A 17,343-nucleotide genomic window follows, 5' to 3' on the forward strand; every position below is an offset into this window, starting at 1 on the left:
GACGCGCACGGACTCCTCCAGACCCTTGAGCGCACGCAGCAGGCGAAACTGATCGCGGGCATCGTCCGGCTGTTCGCCATCGAGAAGTGAGGGTCGGGAAAAACATGGCTGATCCGGACACGAGCGAGGGCCTGGCTGACGACGTTGTTCCCGAGCTTGCGCCCGCGCCCACCATCGTGCGCAGATTCGAGCCCGCGCCGTGGCATCGCCCTCGGAAGCAGCACATCAGGAAGCATCAGTGGAACCACGAGATCATTGAGCACATCGTGAAGAAGCGCGGAAAGATCAGCGGCGACGCTGTGCTGCGCGTGTTCGGCCTCCCATCCTCCGAATACCTCGACCTTCTCAGTATGCGGGACCTCTGCGACGAGTACGGCTTCACCGTTTCATATTTGGGCTTCAACTCGTCCTACAGGCCCGATACCGCCTCGGGGAGCGCGGAGGTGAGCATCGCCGTGGGCGGGTGATGCTTCAGACACTTTCACCATTCAACCCAAACCCAACTGATGAAACACATCCTTCTCTCCCTTGCGGTCGTTTTGACCGCATGCCGTCTCACCGCTGCTGAGTTTCCCGGTTTTGATTCCGACATCAATGCGGACCTCTGGCTCAAGCAGAACAGCAAGACTTACCAGAAGATGGCCTCCAATCTGGATGCGGACGGCGGCTATCTGCTGACCAAGGCCACCGCCACGGAGAACGGCAACTTTTACAACGCCCAAGGCCGTCGCTGCATCGGCATCCCTGCAGATCAGACTGGGGCCCGGCGGGTGTGCCATTTGATCCTCCATGTGGCCAACGCAACCCATGAAAGTGCGACCAAAGCTGTGGATGCCGAGTTGCGGGAAGGCGGGATCAAAAACGCAGACGAGTTTGCAGACCGGTTGTTTGACACTTTTTATCTCGCTCATGCCGAGCTTTACCAAGTGCTCGGGGAGCTGGATGCGAAATTGGGCAGGCTGCCCGCTGATGCGTTGAATTACTGGGGAGATCGCGGCGCACAAACCTACAGGGACCTCAAAATGCCCTCAAAGGCCGAGCTCAAGGCCACCCATCAGGCGACTCTGGACCACTGGCGCTCCTGGTTTGCCAAACAACGGAAGTGAACCTCACGCCATCTTCTTCTCCTCCGCGCATGAAATTGCCCCTCCTGACCGCTTCTCTGCTGGTGGTTTTCTCGTCTCTCGCCGCAGGCCAGACTGTCGAACTCATCCAGATGCCCCTGGCCGAACTTCAGGCCAGGGCAGACGCTGGTGATCCACCGGCACTCATCCAGCTCGGTCTGCGCCACAACCTCGGCATCGGTGCGCCGGAGAGCCTGAAAAAGACCCGGGAACTCATGGAGAAAGCGGCGGCAGCGGGAAGCGACACCGCCATCGCCATCTGCGCAGGCCGGGGCTGGGGCCGGGGGAAAGATGACAAGCTGGCCTTTGATAAATTCACGCAAGCCAGTGCCAGTGGTGACCTCACCGCCATCCGTAATCTGGCCCGCTGTTACCAGGACGGCAGTGGTTGCGAAAAGAATCCGGCGAGAGCCTTTGAGTTATTCCAAAAAGCGGCCGTCGCCGATGATCCTCTGGGGCTCTATTTCCTGGCTGAAGCCTATCGCAAGGGCACCGGGACGGAAAAGGATGACGCCAAATACACCGAGTTGCTGGAACAAGGGGCTGCCAAAAGCAGCGTGCTGAAGCAGGAACTGGCGGTCTGTTATCAGAAAGGGATCGGCTGCCTCAAGGACGATGCCCGCGCCGTGGAACTCCTCACCGAATCTGCCGAGGCAGGCTATGGCGTCGCCATGCGGCTGCTTGGCGCTCGCTATTGGAATGGAGATGGGGTGACGAAGGACATCGCCAAGGCCCATGAATGGTATTTGAAGGCCGGCGAAGCAGGGGATGGGCTGGCTCTCGTGTGGCTGGCCGGTAACTACCACTCAGGGAACGGTGTGGAAAAGAGCTTCGCCAAGCATGAGGAGTTCATGCTGAAAGCCGCTGAGAAGGACTACCCGGCAGCACTGACTTACTTGGGCGTCAGATACGAGAACGGGAATGGCGTGACCAAGGATCTCACCAAAGCCAATGAACTTTACCAGAAAGCCGGCGATCAGGGGGATGGCATGGCCTATCGCTACCTAGGCATCAACTATGCGAATGGCAACGGAGTGACCAAGGACCTGGCCCGTGCCAATGGACTCTACCGAAAGGCCGGTGAACTCGGGGATGGAGGGGGCTACAATTCCTTGGGCATTAACTATGTGAATGGGGCCGGTGTGGAGAAGGACTTGGCAAAGGCGTGCGAATACTACCGGAAGGCGGGGGAGCTGGGTGAGCCTCTTGGCTTCGTCAACTTGGGGGTCCACTACGAGAATGGAAGCGGCGTGGAGAAAGACCCGGTGAAGGCGAATGAGCATTACCAGAAAGCGATCGAGATGGGGAACACCACGGCGATGCGCTATCTGGCCAAAAATTTTGCGAACGGAGTTGGCGTAGCCAAGGATGTGGAGAAGGCCAAGGAACTTTATCTGCAGGCAGGGAAGCTGGGAGATGGGCTCGGATTTGGTGCCTTGGGAGATGCTCATCGGGGAGGAACTTGGCTGCCCAAGGACGATGCAAAAGCCTTCGGCTACTACGAAGCCGGGGTGGCGCTGAATGACCCGGACTGCATGTTAAACGCCGGCTGGTGTCTCGACACAGGCACTGGAACGCCCGCCGACAAGGCAAAGGGCAACGTATGGTATGCCAAAGCCGCCGAGAAAGGACACTTCTTGGCGATGAACAACCTGGGAGCAAATCTGCGCGATGGCGCAGGAATTGCCAAAGACTTGAACAAAGCCGTCGAGTGGCTCCAGAAGTCCGCCGATGGCGGCAATAGCTGGGGTCAGTGGAACCTGGGCAAGTGCTACAGCAGCGGGCGCGGCGTGAAAAAGGACATGGCGAAGGCGGTGGAACTCTTCACCAAGTCGAGTGCCCAAGACAATGCCGATGCAACCTTTGATCTAGCCACCTGCCATGAGAACGGTCTTGGCGTGAAGAAGGATAAGGCCAAAGCTCGCGAACTCTACGAGAAAGCCGCCAAGCTCGGCAATGCGAATGCCCAGCAGCGCCTCAAAGACCTCGGCCCCGCGCCGAAGAAGTCTGCTGCTGCAAAAGCACCCGATGAGCAGCCAAATGTCGTTGCAAGTACCCAAGCAACAAACGAGAAGGTCACGCAACTGCTCACCCAGGCCCGGAAGCAACTCGATCTGGAGCAGTTTGATACCTGCATCGAAAACGCCGGGGAGGCGATCTCGAACCTCGACAAGGCGAAGGAGTCCGACTGGATGCCTTGGTCGTTGGGCTACTCGATTCTTGGTGCGGCCCATTTTGGGAAAGGCGCTGATCCTGACCTTACCGATCATGCGATTGTGAGGCATCACTACCAGCGTGGCCTCAGCGCGATTGAGGCTGGCTTGATGTCAGCGGAAGGCAACTCCAAAGCATTGAAAGCGGCGCTGCCAGATCGCTATGCTCGACTGCTCGAGGTTAGGGCAACCATCAATGCCTCCTGGACGACCCTCAAAGGAGTGGACTCGTCCGACAAGAGCGAGCGTTGGGCGTCAGCAGCCAGGGACTGGGACGAAGCTTTGGAGACAGCGCAGTCTCCCTTGTTCAAAGCCAGCATCTACCGCACGATGGCAAAGGGCTACCTGCGAAAAGGGGTCCTGGAACACATCTCCCAGGTGTTTTCGGACGGCCTATTTTTTGCTGAGGAGGCCGTGCGTCTCTCTGACAACAACCCCGCTGGCAAACTGATACATAACCTGAGTAAATGGAGGTTGGCGTCTGGATTGGCGGCTCGCTGGCACCTCCAAGGGCAAACCAATGGCAATCACCCGGACTTGGTTCGTGCGGAAAAACTCGTTCGCGAAGCGCTTGGACCGCTGACCGAGCTTGCTCCTGGAACGGTGGATGAGAAAGCCTGCATCCAGGCCATTGCTGACTTTGATCGTGACCGTGTCGCTCGGAACTGGAACAGTTTTGCCCGCATCATGAACGGGCTCTCGTCCAGTGGCAGCTTCTCGGATTCCGACCGTGAGCGGACCCTCCGTGGCATGGCCGACGACAACTATCGCGCCCGCCAGGAGGGCAAACCGGAGCCTTATCCCGGTGTGCGCTGATCAATTTTCCGCTTACCAACCCTCAAGAAACATCCCCTGACATGAAACCAACGCTTCGTCTTCCATTTACACTCACTCTTGCTTCCTGCCTGCTTCTGTCCTCATGCGCCGAGATGAGTGGTCCGATGAGTGGTCCGCCCGGTCAACTTGGAATGGGCGTGAACCCTTTGAACTCGGTTGGGGCTGACCTGATGAACGCTGCGCTTGGTGGGGGCGGAGCATATCGCTCGCCTGGTTTTGGCGGAGTTCGAGTGCCGTCTCCGTATTACCGGGGGCTGGGTGGCAGCCGCAACACCGCAGCGTTCGTCAGCCTCGGTGCGATGATTGCACAAGGCATCTACAAGGCCAGCGTGGAGCAGCAACAGCAGGCAAGAGCCCACGCTAACCAGCAATTAGCGAGCAATAAGAGCATCATGAAGTCTGTGAGTTCCAGTAACGCCAAATTCATCGTGACCCCTGGAACGGTGCGTAACCAGGAGACTGGCGAAACCGCTCCCGCACTGATGAAAATGAAGCTCACCAAGAAGTCGGATGGGGGCTATCAAGCAGGCGATCCAAAACCCATTGAACCCGTGCGTGGGCGCAGTGGCGATATCGTCACTGCCGATGGAGATGCTGCTGTTTACCTTGCTCCTTGAAATTAATCTCTAACTTTAATGAAAACTTGCCGCCCGCTGCTCTTCTTCTCATTTCTGCTGCTTGCTTCATGCGCTGACTTTTCGGGAGGTGCGATCGATAGCGCCTTTGCATCTGCGGTTACGCGCAACAACGTCACTGGCGTGATGCGCACTTGCACTCCCCGAAATGCCGCAATGCCGATTCGGGGCATTCCGCCCATGGCCTATGCGGCAGGCCATGGAAATGAAGGCATGATCGATGTGCTCTACAACAATGGTGCCAGCATCCACGTGAGGAACCCCAGAGGACAGTCGCTGGCCTATCTCGCTGCCGCCAATGGCCATCGTTCCACCGCCGGCAAGCTCGTGAAGCTCGGATCAGGCACATCTGCTGATGTCGCCGAGGGGACGAGGCAGTATGATCAGAGGCGTCAGCAATTCTTGGCGGCCTCGCGCAGCAAATCCTCCCAGAGCCAGCGATCCAAGAGCACAAACTCCACCGGAGTAACAGGCAATCAGCTCCGGGAACGGTTCATGAAAGATTTTTTTTGGAACATAGGGCCGCCCAACCAGTGGTATCAGCAAGATGTGCCCCGCTATTGAGCATCCACTCGACCAACAGGGATCACAGCGATGAACACATGCCGCCCTGCATCTGACCTTTTCAGCACAGGGGGGGCTGTGTCTCGTGGTCGTCATCGCGGCTGCGTGCCTGTCGTCTTGTGCCCAAGACATGTGCGAGTTCATTGGCGAACATCACAAAAAGTGGGGTTTGCCTTCGTCTCTTCCCAGAATGCATCCATCGTCAACGTCAGTAAAACAGTCCGGCATTGAGGAGCGGCCGATCACCCCAGCTCCTCAATCGTGATCGTGAAGCGGTGGGGGCTGTCGGCGTTGCCGAGGGTGATTTGGTTTTCGCCGACTTTGAGCGGGCTGGAGATGAGGCCGCTGTCGAGCGAGACCTGGACGCCGTTCACCCAGGAGCCAAGCTTGCTGCCGCGGTCGCGGAGGATGAACTGGCCCTGCTCGAAGTCGATCTCGCAATGGTTGCGTGAGAGCTGGTAGGGGTGCTGTTCGTCAATGGAGAGATCGTTGCGGGCGAGCGCCGAGGTGGCGGTGTCGAAGTAGGCCCGGCCGATGCGGAAGGGGAGCTTGGTGATGGTTTTTTCCACCGGCGCGTGCTCGAATCCGGTCTCCTCGTAGCGGGAGCGGAGCTTCACGCGGAAGACGGGTTCCTTGGCCGGTTTCGCCTTGGGTGTCAGCGGGACGGTGGCGTTGGTGCTGGTGGTGAGCAGGAGGTCAGTCTTGCGGATGCGCTCGAACAAGGTGGCGAGATAGACCTGCAGACGGTCGCGGCGCTGGATGATCTGCTCTTCGAACTCGTTTTCCGCGATCGTTTCCACCGTCGTGTTTTCGAGCGCGGTGGCGGTGGCGGAACGGGGACGATCCATGATCATGCCCATTTCGCCAAAAATCTCGCCAGGGCCGATCTTGGCGAGCGATTGCGCGCCGTGGGAGGTGTTGAGGGTGATTTCGACGAGGCCGGTGACGATGAAGTAAGCCTCCTGGGATTTGTCGCCCTCACGGAAGATGACCTGACCACGGGTGAAATGTTCGGTTGCCATGAGGCGAGAGTACCGGGTGGCATTCTGAGGTCAAGCGTGCAGTCGGCAGGCTTTCCTTCAGAGGCGGCGGATGACCACGCTGCGGATGCGGGCATGCGTGGCGTAGCTGGCGAAGCCAAAGGGCATGCACTTCTCGATGTCGCCGGCCCTGAGGCCGAGTTTGTGCCCCTTGATGCTCACATTGACGAAGAGCTTGTCGTTGATCCAGGTTTTGATCTCCTCATCACGCACCTCGATGCGCACGCGATGCCACCGGTTGTTTTCGAAAAAGGCGTTGCCGCGGGTGTTGTTCTCGCTGGCGTCCATGTCGTCGATGCTGGAGATGCCGACGAGCGTGCCGCCCCAGCCGCCAACGACGAGCGAGAGGTGGGAATCGTTCACGGGGAAGGTGACGGTGCCGAAGAAGTCGTTTCCTTCGACTCGCATGGCTTCGTACTCGATGGCGTATCGGGTCAGTGGCAGAGCGGCGCTGTCCCAAGCGCCGAACCGGGCTCCTGTCATGGGCTGGCCGGGGCGCAGGGAGATTTCGCCCTGGTTGATCGTGACACCGCCTTCATCCTGAATGCCTGAAGCCTTCCATGCTGCGGAGTATTCGGGCGTGAGCAGCTTCCACTCGGCCCTCCGTTCCGGTGCGCAATGAGTGACCAGAAGACAAAAAAGGCAGAGCCACAGGGCCCTGCCTTCATTGCATGTGATGTCTGGTTTCATCAATTCTTCACATCGTAGCACGAGATGAGCTCCTGGTCGCGCAGGTAGAGCTTTCCGTTGCTGATGACGGGGTGGGTCCAGATGCGGCCGTCTTTGGCACGTTGGGAAGTCTGGGCCTCCAACTTGAAGCTGCTGACCATGTCCCAGCCTTTGTCCGACACTTTGACGAGCGCGATGGTGCCGTCGTTCTCCGCCTGGCAGTAGAGCATGCCGTCCGCGCTGGCCACCGCACCTTTGCCGATGCCCTTGTCCTGCCACACGATCTCACCGGTTTTGAAATCCTGGCAGGTCCAGCCGCCCTTGTCGCTGTGGCCGTAGAGCTTGCCATCGATCAAAATGACGCCGCCGTGATGGTTCTGCATGTCCGGGTTGGAATACACTTCCGTGACGCTGTTGCCATCGATCTTCACCGACTTGCTGCCGACCTTGTAGCCAGCAGTCACGTAAACTTGGCCGTCCTTGAAGATCGGCGTCGGAATCACGGCAACGGCACCTGGGAAATCGGTTTTCCACAGCACCTTGCCTTCCTTGGAGACGCTGACGATGCTCTTCATCAGGAGCTGCACATACTGGCGCTGGCCGCCATGATCGATCGGGATGATCGACGAGTATTGCGCGTTCTCGGTCACATCACTGGTCTGCCATTTCACCTTGCCCGTTTTGGCATCAATGCCGGCGATGGCACCCTTCGACCCGCCTGGAGTCACGATGACGAGGTCACCATCCACCAGCGGGGACTCGGTGTAGCCCCAGTTTTGCAACACACCGCCCAGGTCCTTGATGAGGCTGATGGACCACTCCTTCTTGCCGCTTTCAGCATCGGCGCAGACGAGGTCACCATTGCCGCCGAGGGCATACACCTTGCCGCCTGCGACCGTCGGGGTGCAGCGCGGGCCGTCACCCACTTGTTCTTGTAGATCGCGCCGACGGGCGACTCCCACACTTTCTTTCCCGTGGCGGTGTCGAGGCAGATCAGTTTCTCCTCCGCATCGTACAGTCCCATCGTGTAAAGTTTGCCACCGACGACCGCGAAGCCTGAGTAGCCGAGCCCGGCGTCTTCACTGACCCACACGCGTTTCGGGCCGCCGGAGGGCCACTTTTTGAGCAGACCGGTCTCCTGGGAGACGTCATCGCGGTTCGGGCCACGCCATTGTGGCCAGTCACCCGTGGCGGAGCCGCCGCTGCCGCCACCACCGAGCAGCGCCTGGTCGGCCTTGCTCAGACTGGCGACGGGAAGGGTCACGGTCGTGCCGTTTTCGCGTTTCAGGGTGACCTTGCCTCCCTGAACGCTGACGAGCTCGGCCTTGATCTCGTGGGCGCCGGAGGCGTCTTTCCAGACGCGGAGTTCAGCCTGCGCGGCCAGGGCGAGGCAAAGGGACAGGCATGCGGTGAGGGTGCGTTTCATTTTTGGATGTGGGCGGGTGAGGTGAACCGATCAAACGGATGATAACGACCGCCTTTTAGCGTGAACAGCTTTTTAGCTCCCCATTTCACGCAGCAGCGAGTCAACGGCTGCGCGGGAAGGCTGGCTTTTGAATGCATCATCTTCCAGCGCCTGCCGCAGCAGCCTGCGCGCTGCATCCGCGTTTCCGGCACGGCGCAGCATCTCGGCGCGATAGAGCCGCAGCCGCAGCAGGTCGGCCATGTCTCGCGTCATCGATTCGGCGTGTTCGAGCAGGTCGAGTGCCTCGGGCAGCTTCTGCTGCAGCGCCGAAAGCAGGGCGGTGAGCTCCAGCAGACGCGGGCTCTTGCGCTTCACGGCGAGTTCGGTGATGGCCGTCTTGATCCGTGAATCCGTTTCAGCCGCCATGCGCTGCACCATTCCTTGGTAGAGCGTGTAATCGCGATCATTGCCGTCGCCGAGCTTTGAGCCGATGCCTTTGCCAAACGGACGATACAGGGGATCGCCGAGCACCACATTCATCCAGGACAGCGCCGGTGTGGCGTTCCAGGCCGCCTCCCCCACGGTGAAGCCTTCCAGCAGGCGTTTGTTGAAAATGTCGAAATGCACCGTGAGCGACAGATACGGCTCAAACACGTTCCCAAACGTGACTGCGGCTCCGTGGGACAGCAGCGGCCCGGCCCAGGCCTGGTCATGGCTGCGGATGACGTGGGCGCTGAAGGAGTGCAGGTGGCAGGCGATGGCGCCGCGCTTGAAGCGAAACTCCGGCGAAGCCAGCGCACCCAGGATGTGGTCGGTGTACCAGCCGAAGTACAGGATGGTGTCCGGCAGCGGCCACGCCTCAGGCAGCACGGAGGCATGACGGTCGATGAAGACAGGGATGCCGGCCTGGCGGTAGCTGTCGGCGCTGCGTTTCAGCCAGTCCTCGCCTTCCTGATAAACACCTGACTTCTGCGCCTGATCGATCACCGCACGGCCCAGCAGGCCGGTTTGTTCCGCTGCGAGGGCGTCATCGATCATGCGCTTCACCGTGGCGTCATCGGGTCCGTCCAGCCGGCCGACCAGTAGCAGCCCGGTTGTGCTCTGCGACTGCGGAAAACGCGTCGGCTGGTTGAAATAGGGATTCCGCAGGCCTCCGTTGACCGGCGGCGTCGTCAGACCGAGCGTGGCCAGTTCCGAATCGACGCTGGCCTCGTCCTCCTGCGAAGGTTTCGGGTCTGCGGCGGTCCGGCGGATTTGAAACGGCACGCCACGCATCAAAACGAGCACACGCACGGTCGGAACGCTGGCCGCAGGCGCCAGAATGCCGTCGCCTGTGAGCGATTTCGCCGGATTCGGCGGCTCGCCGACCCACCAGCGCCGGGTTTGGAAGAGATCGTGCAAAGGCTGCCGCAACTGCGCATCGAACTCCGCCCGCGACATCGAATCTTCCTTCGTGCAGCGCAGGCCGATCACACGTTCCTGCGGGATGTGGCGTTTTTCCGCATAGTAGGCCGCCAGTTCGGCCGAGCCGGGAAAGTCCGGATTGAAGACAACGGCAGTCTCCGCCGCAGCATTCCAATCGGACACGAGCTGTGCGTGCAGAGGCACGCAGAAGACGAGGAAAAGCAGAATGACGAATGCCGAATGCCGAATGAGTGCCTCACCCGTGGGCGCACCGGCTCGGCCATTCGTCATTCTGCATTCGTCATTCGTCATTCTACGCCATCCATTCCAGCTTGAGACCATCATACGCAATGTTCACGCCGGCGGGCAGTTTCGGATCTTCGACCGCGTGCATGATCTCGCACTGGATGTGGGTGAACCAGGTCTGACGGGGGCGGATTTCACGCTGCACGGCCAGGGACTCCTCGAAACTCATGTGCGTGGGGTGCGGCGTGTGGCGCAGGGCGTCGATGATCAGCGTGTCCACGCCACGCAGCGCCTCCAGCGTCTGTGGCAGCAGCGTCTTGCAGTCCGGGATGTAGGCGCAGAGCTTTTTGCCACCGCGTTCAAAGAGGTAGCCGATCGTATCGACCTTGCCGTGCTGCACGGGCAGCGGCGTGACCTTCGTCTCGCCCAGGTGAAACGGGCCGTGGATCGGCTTCGGGAAAGGTTTGAGGTAGCCACGGTAGCGATTCTCGCCGTTGAAGGCGTAGATGAACATGCGCTCCAGCACGGACAGGCACTCCGCCGTCGCATAGACGGGCAGGAAATGATCCACTTCGATGGTGAAACGCCGCAGCTCATCAAAACCGGTCAGATGATCCATGTGCGGGTGCGTGAAGATCGCCGCGTCGATCTGGCGGATGTTTTCACGCAGGCATTGCGTGCGGAAATCCGGCCCCGTGTCCACCACCCAGGCCATCTCCGGCGTGCGGAGGTAAACCGAGCAGCGCAGCCGCTTGTCCTTCGGATCCGTACTCCGGCACACCGCACAGTCACAGCCTATCACCGGGATGCCGACAGAAGTGCCGGTGCCGAGGAAGGTGAGCTGCATTTGCATGGGGTTTCGATGTGGAATCCAGCAGGATTAGCCACGATTTGTGATCGTGGCAATGGATCTGCCGCCCCGTGTTTGAAAACCCCGCGCTTCGCCACCTGATGCTCATCAGGCCACGGTGTCCCAAGGAGCGGGGGACTCCGTCCCCCAAGGATGATCCATCGCGTGTGCGGTCAGTGGTCAGGCGACGACCCAGCAGTGTTCGGAGCGTCAGACTGTCCGTCCTGTCTGCTCACAAACAAGGTGGCCTCGTGCCGCAGAGCGGCGTTGCTTTTCAGGCCCAGCTTTTCTTTCATCCGTGTTTGGTTGGACTCCACCGTCTTGGACGAGATGCCGAGCTGTGCCGCCATTTCCTTTACGGCGCAGCCTCTGCCAAGCAGGTGGTAGATTTGCAGTTCCCTTTCGGAGAGCAGCCGTTCCGCACGGTGCTTTCCTTGGTTTTCAGGAAAGTCCAGGCCACCTGCAATGGCATCGCTGGCGCATGGGGCAATGTGTCTGCGTCCTTCCATCACGGCGGTCAGCGCCGCAAGCACCGACTCCTGCGAGTCCTGATGCGAGATGATTGCCCGTGCGCCGCATTGGAACGCGCGCTGAGCGGTCGCGGCGTTCAACGAACGGCTGAAGACAATGGTTTTCCCCGGGGGGGGCGCTGGCTTCCTTGAGGAACACAAAGCCTTCGCCATCCTCCATGGCCGGATCCACGATCACGATGTCGGGCTGGTGACGCGGCAGTAGGCTGCGTGCCCGTGCCAGCGTCGCCGAGTCGGCACAAACCTTCATTTCCGATCCGAGAACGATCATGTGGACCAGCCCCAGACGCACCACCGGCACAGGCTGGACGATGAGGATTTGCTTGCGGAAATGCTCCATGCGCTGCTTTTAGCTAAAAACGGCGGACGGTGTCAAGCCGTTGAATCTTGTGGCCGCTTGAGTGATTCACTCACAAAAATTCAGGGATTTGCCCGGCATGACAGGAGTGACGGCTTCGGGCTGAATCGCGGCGCTTTGAGCGTGGGATGAGCCTGCATTCTGAATTTTGGGAACAGACGCATTTATGAAAATAGCATTGATAGTCCTGATGTTTGCCCTCGTGATTGCGATGGCGTTCTTGGTGAGTGGGCCAGCCCAATCATTAGCAAAGCAATCGGTTCAAAGAAGCAAGCCAGTGGCCGCGCCGCCGTTGAAGGAGTCGGCAGGATCGGTGACGGCACCTTTGCTAACCACGGCGGCCGCAGTTTCGGCCCCGGCCCGCCGGTTGCTGCCGGTGACGAGTGGACAGACAGACGCACAGGGATTTGACGTGGTCGTCTGGCCTGAGGGCAGGCCGCACTATGAAGGTGAGCCAGTGGTGGCCCGGGTGACGACAGGATCGGACAACCGGAAGCTGCATCTGGAGGTCAACCAGATGGGGGAATTTCCGCGTGTGCAGGTCACGCCTGGGGAAAACATGAACGTCCGGCTGCAGTTCCAGACCTCAAAACCAGGCATGCCTGTGGCATTGACCGCACAAGATGGCGGCACGTTGGGGGAGGCGAAGATGAGCCAGCGTGTGATGTTGGATGACCAGCGGTCGGTCACCTTTGATTTCGCGGCTAGTGCCAACGTGGGAACGCATCGTGTCACGGTGGTCACGCCTGCCGGGGAGGTCAAGACCCTGGATTTCTGGGTGGGTGAACCCAACACCATGCGCACCACGGCCCAGCGCTGATTTTTCCTGAACCCTTTTCCAACACACACGCTATGAAACTGAATTCCTCCTGGTTGTTCCTGGCCGCGACAGCCGCCACGGCCTCGCTGTTGTATGCGGATGGCAATCCCTGTGCCAACCAGTCGCCCGGCGGGCCTGCTCAGCCGCCGGGCTGCACCGGCGGCTCGGGCGGCGGCGGCAGCAACAAACCCTGCCCCAATGACGATTCGAGCCCGCCGCCGAATGACTGCAACGGCACGAATTTCTTCAGCGCCTACAGCGGCAACGCGCACCGCCATGTCGTCGATCTCCGGGTGTTCGGCTCCGTCGGGGAGATGCCGCTGCATTTCGCGCGTTACAGCAACACGCGGCTGGCGCCCCAGGCGTCCAGTCAGGGGCGGTTTGGTCGCGAAGGGGTGTGGACGCACAATTACCAGTGGCACATGCGCAGCGGCGGGACTTCCGGCGAGGGGCAGCCGCAGTTGCGGGTGGGCACGCCCAGCGGCGCGGATTTGCTGTTTGTGCAGGACGTCACCGACGCGGCGCTGTGGGTGGGGACGGCGAACGCCAACTGGGAAATCCGGCAGAACGGCGCGGAGTTCGCCCTGCGCAACATGGGTGGCGAGGTTTACCGCTTTCAACAGCGCACGAACAGCAACAGCGGCGCGGTTTTTTACCGCATCGAGAGCATGGAAGATGTGAACGGCAACCAGTACGCCTTCACCTACAACAATGACAACGACACGCTGCTGCGGCAGGTGACAGACCCGACCGGGCGCTGGTTGAAGCTGACGTATTTGAACCAGGGCGGTTTTGCCCAGCAGCGGGTGACGCTGGGTTCGAGCCCCGCCGACACCACGACGGGCGAATGGCATGAAATCGCCGTGACGAACTCAACCGCCTGCCGGTTTCTGACCTTGTTTTATGCCAATGACTTCACCAACGACCCGGCCCTCCCGGTAGCGGAGCTGGAGTTCTACGACGAGAACGATCAGTTGATCACGGGGACGCCATTTGGCAGCGATCCGGTCTTCGCCACGGGAGAGGAGGCGGACAAGGCGTTCGATGGCAACACCGGGTCCTATTATCGTTACGCCTACATGCGCAACGGCTACGTCGGCATCGACGCGGGCACGGCACGGACCGTTTCCAAGATCCGCTATTTCATTCCTTCCGGCGTGGTGGCGGACGTGGCCAACGCCACGTTCATCGGCATGAACGAAATCAGCAGCTCGAACTGGGTGGTGAAGGAAGTTGAGGCCAGCGACGGACGCGGCGTGATCTACAATTACGACCTTTTCGAAGATGCCAGCACCTGGTTCCGCTGGGGCATCCTGACCTCCGTGACTTATCCCGACAGCAGCGTGGCGGTGTACTCCTACACCCAGGTGCATGAGTTCACACGGCCCATTCTTGAGCACAGCATCGACCCGCGCATCGTCGGCCAGGGCACCACGATGCAGTATGTGTTCGATTCCGACACGGCGCTGGGCTTCCTGCGCGAGGAGCGCAGCGGGCTGACGGGGGAGATGATCGCCGGCACGGATTTCATCAGCGCGCACAAGCCGCAGGCGGTGTACCCGAACGGCGCGGTGGTGAACTTCCAGTTCAACCTGACCAACGCCAACATGGCAAAGTTCACCGACGCGAACGGCGGCTCCACCTCCTGGACCTTTGCAGCCGGCGGCGCGGGCCATGTCGAAACTCGCAAGGATGCGCGTGGCAACACCACCAGCTACACACGCACCCCGCTGGGCAGCATGCTGTCGAAAACCTATCCTGACACCACGGTGGAGACGTGGACGCGGGATGACCGGGAACGCGTTCTGACGCACACGATCACCGGTCCTGGCATCCTGCCGCGCACCACGACTTACACCCGTGATGGCACCGGGCGGGTGACACGGATGGATCACGCGGACGGCACCTTTGAGACCTGGACTTATAATGCCTTCGGCCAGGTGTTGACGCACCAGCAGCGCAATGGCGGCGTGGAAACGAACGTGTATTCCACCACAGGCCAGCTCGTCAGCTTCAGCAATGCTGAAAGTGAAACCACGACTTACACCTACAACAGCCTCGACTTGGTGGCGAGCGTGACCGACCCGCGTGGCAACACCACTGGCTACACCTACAATGACCGGGGCCAGGTGACCCAGGTCACGCTTCCAGACACCAGCACCCAGGGTTTTGTCTATGACGACAATGGCAACCTGATCTCGCAGACCAACGAACTGGGTCACGTCTGGACCAGCACCTACGATGAGTTCAAGCGTCTCACCTCCACCACGGACCCGTTGAACCGCACCACCCTGGTCTCCTACGGTGAGCCGGGCGGCGGCTGCAGCGCCTGCAACACGGATGCCAAGCCCATCCTCATCACCCTGCCCTCGGGGCGGCAGCGGAAGTTTGGCTATGATCTGAAGTGGAATCTCATCACCCAGACGGAAGGCTTTGGAACGGCTGAGGCCGCCACGACCACCTATGGCTACGATGCCAGTGACAATGTGACCGCAGTCATGGACCCCCAGGGGAACACATCCACCATGAGCTACGACAACCGGGACCGACGTGTCTGGGTGAAGGACGCGTTGCTGCGCCGCACGGACTTCACTTACGATGCTGTGGGCAATGTGCTCACCCAGAAGCGCCCCGGCAACGTGCTGACCACCTTCAGCTACGACAGCATGAACCGCCGCCTCACCACGGTGGACCCCAAGTCCCAGACGACCAGCTTTCAGTACGATGCGGAAGGCAACCTGACCCACCTCATCGACGCCCGTGGCAACGATCACGTCCATGCCTACGATCTGGTGCACCGCCAGACGCAGCTCACTTATCCGGATGCCAGCTTCGAGACCTGGACTTACGACGACGCCGGGAATCGCCTGACCTACCGCACGCGCGCCGGGGAGGTCATGACAGCCAGTTTCGACAGCCGTGACCGTGAAACCGCGCAGACCTGGAGCAGCGGCGCACCCAATGTCAGCCGCAGTTTTGACGCGGCGGGCAGGCTGCTTTCCAGCAGCAATGGAAACACCACCACCAGCTACAGCTATGACAGTGCCAACCAGATGCTCACCGAGACCCAGGCCACGGCCGGTGCGCCTGCTGCCTGGACAGTGACCTACGCCTACAATGCGGACGGTCTGCGTCAGAGCGTGACCTATCCCGGCGGCGAGATCATCGAGACGACTTACACCGCCCGTAATCAGGTGGAAACCCTCTCCGCAGGCGGTCCGCCGCCTTTGGCCTCCTACAGCTACAACCTGGACGGCACTCTGGCGCAGAAGGCCCTGGAAAACGGCACCGTTGCCAGCTACGGCTATGACGTGGCCGATCAACTCCTCAACGTCACCCACACCCGGGGTGGCACCACCCTCCAGCAGCGTGGCTACACCTACAACACGCGCGGCCTGCGCACGGCCATGCAGGTCAACGGCGGGGCCTGGGATGTGTACGGCTATGACCTGACCGACCAGGTCACCAGCGTGAGGTACAGCGCTGCCAGCAGCACCGGCACCACGCCGGTGACCACGATGGCCTACACCTACGATGCGGTGGGCAACCGCACGCAGGTCAAGCGCACCGGAACCGGCCTGCCGACGCTCACCGATGTGTACACCACGGCCAACAGCGTGAACCAGTATCCGGCGGTGAACGCGTCCGCTGTGACCTACGACGCCAACGGCAACCTCACCAGCGCTCCGGCCAATGTGCAGCAGCAGAGCAGCGCGCAAAGCGCCAGTTATGATGCCAGCAACCGCCTGTTGAGCATCACCACCAGCAGCGGAACCGTCACGCAGGTGTATGACACGAAAAACCGCGTGGTCAGCCGCACGATCAGCGGCGTCACGACCTACCTCGTGTGGGATGGCTGGGACTTGATCGAGGAACGCGATGCCGCGGGCAATGAAATCCGCCGCTACGTGCATGGTGCCGTTGTGGATGAAATCCTCGCCATGATAGACACCGGCGGCGCGCATTACCACCATCATGACGCGCTGGGCAATGTCATTGCGCTGAGCGATGGCGCGGGTGTCTTGGAGGAAACCTACCGCTACGACGCGTTCGGCAAGGTGACGGTGACCAACGCTGGCACGAGCGCCACCAGCGACGCCTCGTTCTTCGGCAACCGTTTCCTCTACACCGGCCGCGAGTGGATCGCGGAGGCGGGATTGTATGACTACCGCAACCGCGTGTACTCGGCGGCGCTGGGAAGCTTCATGCAGACGGACCCGATCCTGTTTGAGGCGGGGGATGTGAATGTGTACAGGTATATAAATAATTGTCCAAACTCGGTAAGAGATCCCTTTGGCTTGAATCCTGGCTCCCCTTATTTGCCAGATCCAAATCAAAAGCCACCAGGATGGAATCCCAATTGGACAACAGGCAACGATAATCGTGGGCCGTTCTCACAAGACCCAAATGGTGGGCCCAAATGGTATCCCCATCCTGAAGACAGAGACCACTGGCCGCATTATGATTGCGAAAAGGGCGGTCGCTATCCAGACAAGTCACTAAAGCCTAAGCCAAATCAAAAGAAGCCTCCGTACGGCAAGCAATCGCCTACTAACCCATGGCAAAAGCCATCGACACCGCCAAAGCCGCCTACCTCGCCGCCTAAACCGCCAACAACACCGCCAACAACACCGCCAACGACACCGCC

The 17,343-nt window shown here is 60.3% G+C and carries 13 protein-coding genes and 1 pseudogene; 7 read left to right on the forward strand and 7 right to left on the reverse strand.

Annotation, left to right across the window (positions count from 1 at the left end; translation table 11 throughout):
• The first annotated feature begins 104 nt into the window (after window positions 1–104).
• The 5 genes from IAE77_RS09125 to IAE77_RS09145 are packed head-to-tail and all read left to right on the forward strand — an operon-like array spanning window position 105 to window position 5,373.
• Complete coding sequence (locus IAE77_RS09125) at window positions 105–467, forward strand: hypothetical protein (RefSeq protein WP_294225030.1); 363 nt, start codon at window positions 105–107, stop codon at window positions 465–467.
• Between the two features lie 39 nt (window positions 468–506).
• Window positions 507–1,106 (forward strand): hypothetical protein, encoded by a 600-nt coding sequence (locus IAE77_RS09130; protein ID WP_294225032.1) that lies wholly within the window; start codon window positions 507–509, stop codon window positions 1,104–1,106.
• A 29-nt stretch (window positions 1,107–1,135) separates the two neighbouring features.
• Window positions 1,136–4,153, forward strand: coding sequence for a tetratricopeptide repeat protein (locus IAE77_RS09135; RefSeq protein ID WP_294225035.1), 3,018 nt, complete (start codon window positions 1,136–1,138; stop codon window positions 4,151–4,153).
• A 41-nt stretch (window positions 4,154–4,194) separates the two neighbouring features.
• Complete coding sequence (locus tag IAE77_RS09140; RefSeq protein WP_294225038.1) at window positions 4,195–4,791, forward strand: hypothetical protein; 597 nt, start codon at window positions 4,195–4,197, stop codon at window positions 4,789–4,791.
• Between the two features lie 18 nt (window positions 4,792–4,809).
• Entirely contained in the window at window positions 4,810–5,373 is a 564-nt protein-coding gene (locus IAE77_RS09145) for an ankyrin repeat domain-containing protein (protein WP_294225040.1), read from the forward strand.
• 242 nt (window positions 5,374–5,615) lie between these two features.
• Here the strand turns inward: IAE77_RS09145 and IAE77_RS09150 are convergent, their stop codons facing one another.
• From IAE77_RS09150 to IAE77_RS09180, 7 genes and pseudogenes are all read right to left on the reverse strand, one after another.
• Window positions 5,616–6,395, reverse strand: coding sequence for a cyclic nucleotide-binding domain-containing protein (locus tag IAE77_RS09150; protein WP_294225043.1), 780 nt, complete (start codon window positions 6,393–6,395; stop codon window positions 5,616–5,618).
• 57 nt (window positions 6,396–6,452) lie between these two features.
• The gene (locus IAE77_RS09155) at window positions 6,453–7,103 is read right to left on the reverse strand and encodes a family 16 glycoside hydrolase (protein WP_294225047.1); all 651 of its coding nucleotides are present in this window, start codon (window positions 7,101–7,103) and stop codon (window positions 6,453–6,455) included.
• Complete coding sequence (locus IAE77_RS09160) at window positions 7,103–7,963, reverse strand: PQQ-binding-like beta-propeller repeat protein (RefSeq protein ID WP_294225048.1); 861 nt, start codon at window positions 7,961–7,963, stop codon at window positions 7,103–7,105. Before IAE77_RS09160 ends, IAE77_RS09155 begins: the two co-directional genes overlap by 1 nt.
• 353 nt (window positions 7,964–8,316) lie before the next feature.
• Window positions 8,317–8,508: pseudogene (locus IAE77_RS09165) on the reverse strand (SHD1 domain-containing protein); the annotation flags it as partial.
• 72 nt (window positions 8,509–8,580) lie between these two features.
• On the reverse strand, window positions 8,581–10,095 hold the full coding sequence (locus tag IAE77_RS09170) for a TIGR03790 family protein (protein ID WP_294225051.1): 1,515 nt from the start codon (window positions 10,093–10,095) through the stop codon (window positions 8,581–8,583).
• Window positions 10,096–10,204: 109 nt separating this feature from the next.
• Window positions 10,205–10,990, reverse strand: coding sequence for an MBL fold metallo-hydrolase (locus IAE77_RS09175; protein WP_294225056.1), 786 nt, complete (start codon window positions 10,988–10,990; stop codon window positions 10,205–10,207).
• A 170-nt stretch (window positions 10,991–11,160) separates the two neighbouring features.
• Complete coding sequence (locus tag IAE77_RS09180) at window positions 11,161–11,598, reverse strand: response regulator transcription factor (RefSeq protein ID WP_294225059.1); 438 nt, start codon at window positions 11,596–11,598, stop codon at window positions 11,161–11,163.
• A gap of 467 nt (window positions 11,599–12,065) precedes the next feature.
• Between IAE77_RS09180 and IAE77_RS09185 the strand changes: the two genes are divergently transcribed.
• Window positions 12,066–12,695, forward strand: a complete 630-nt coding sequence (locus IAE77_RS09185; RefSeq protein WP_294225062.1) for a hypothetical protein — start codon at window positions 12,066–12,068, stop codon at window positions 12,693–12,695.
• A gap of 32 nt (window positions 12,696–12,727) precedes the next feature.
• Window positions 12,728–17,343: RHS repeat-associated core domain-containing protein (locus tag IAE77_RS09190; protein WP_294225064.1), on the forward strand; the 4,616-nt coding region annotated here is incomplete at its 3' end.

The sequence above is a fragment of the Prosthecobacter sp. genome (assembly GCF_014879935.1).
Taxonomy (GTDB): Bacteria; Verrucomicrobiota; Verrucomicrobiia; order Verrucomicrobiales; family Verrucomicrobiaceae; genus Prosthecobacter.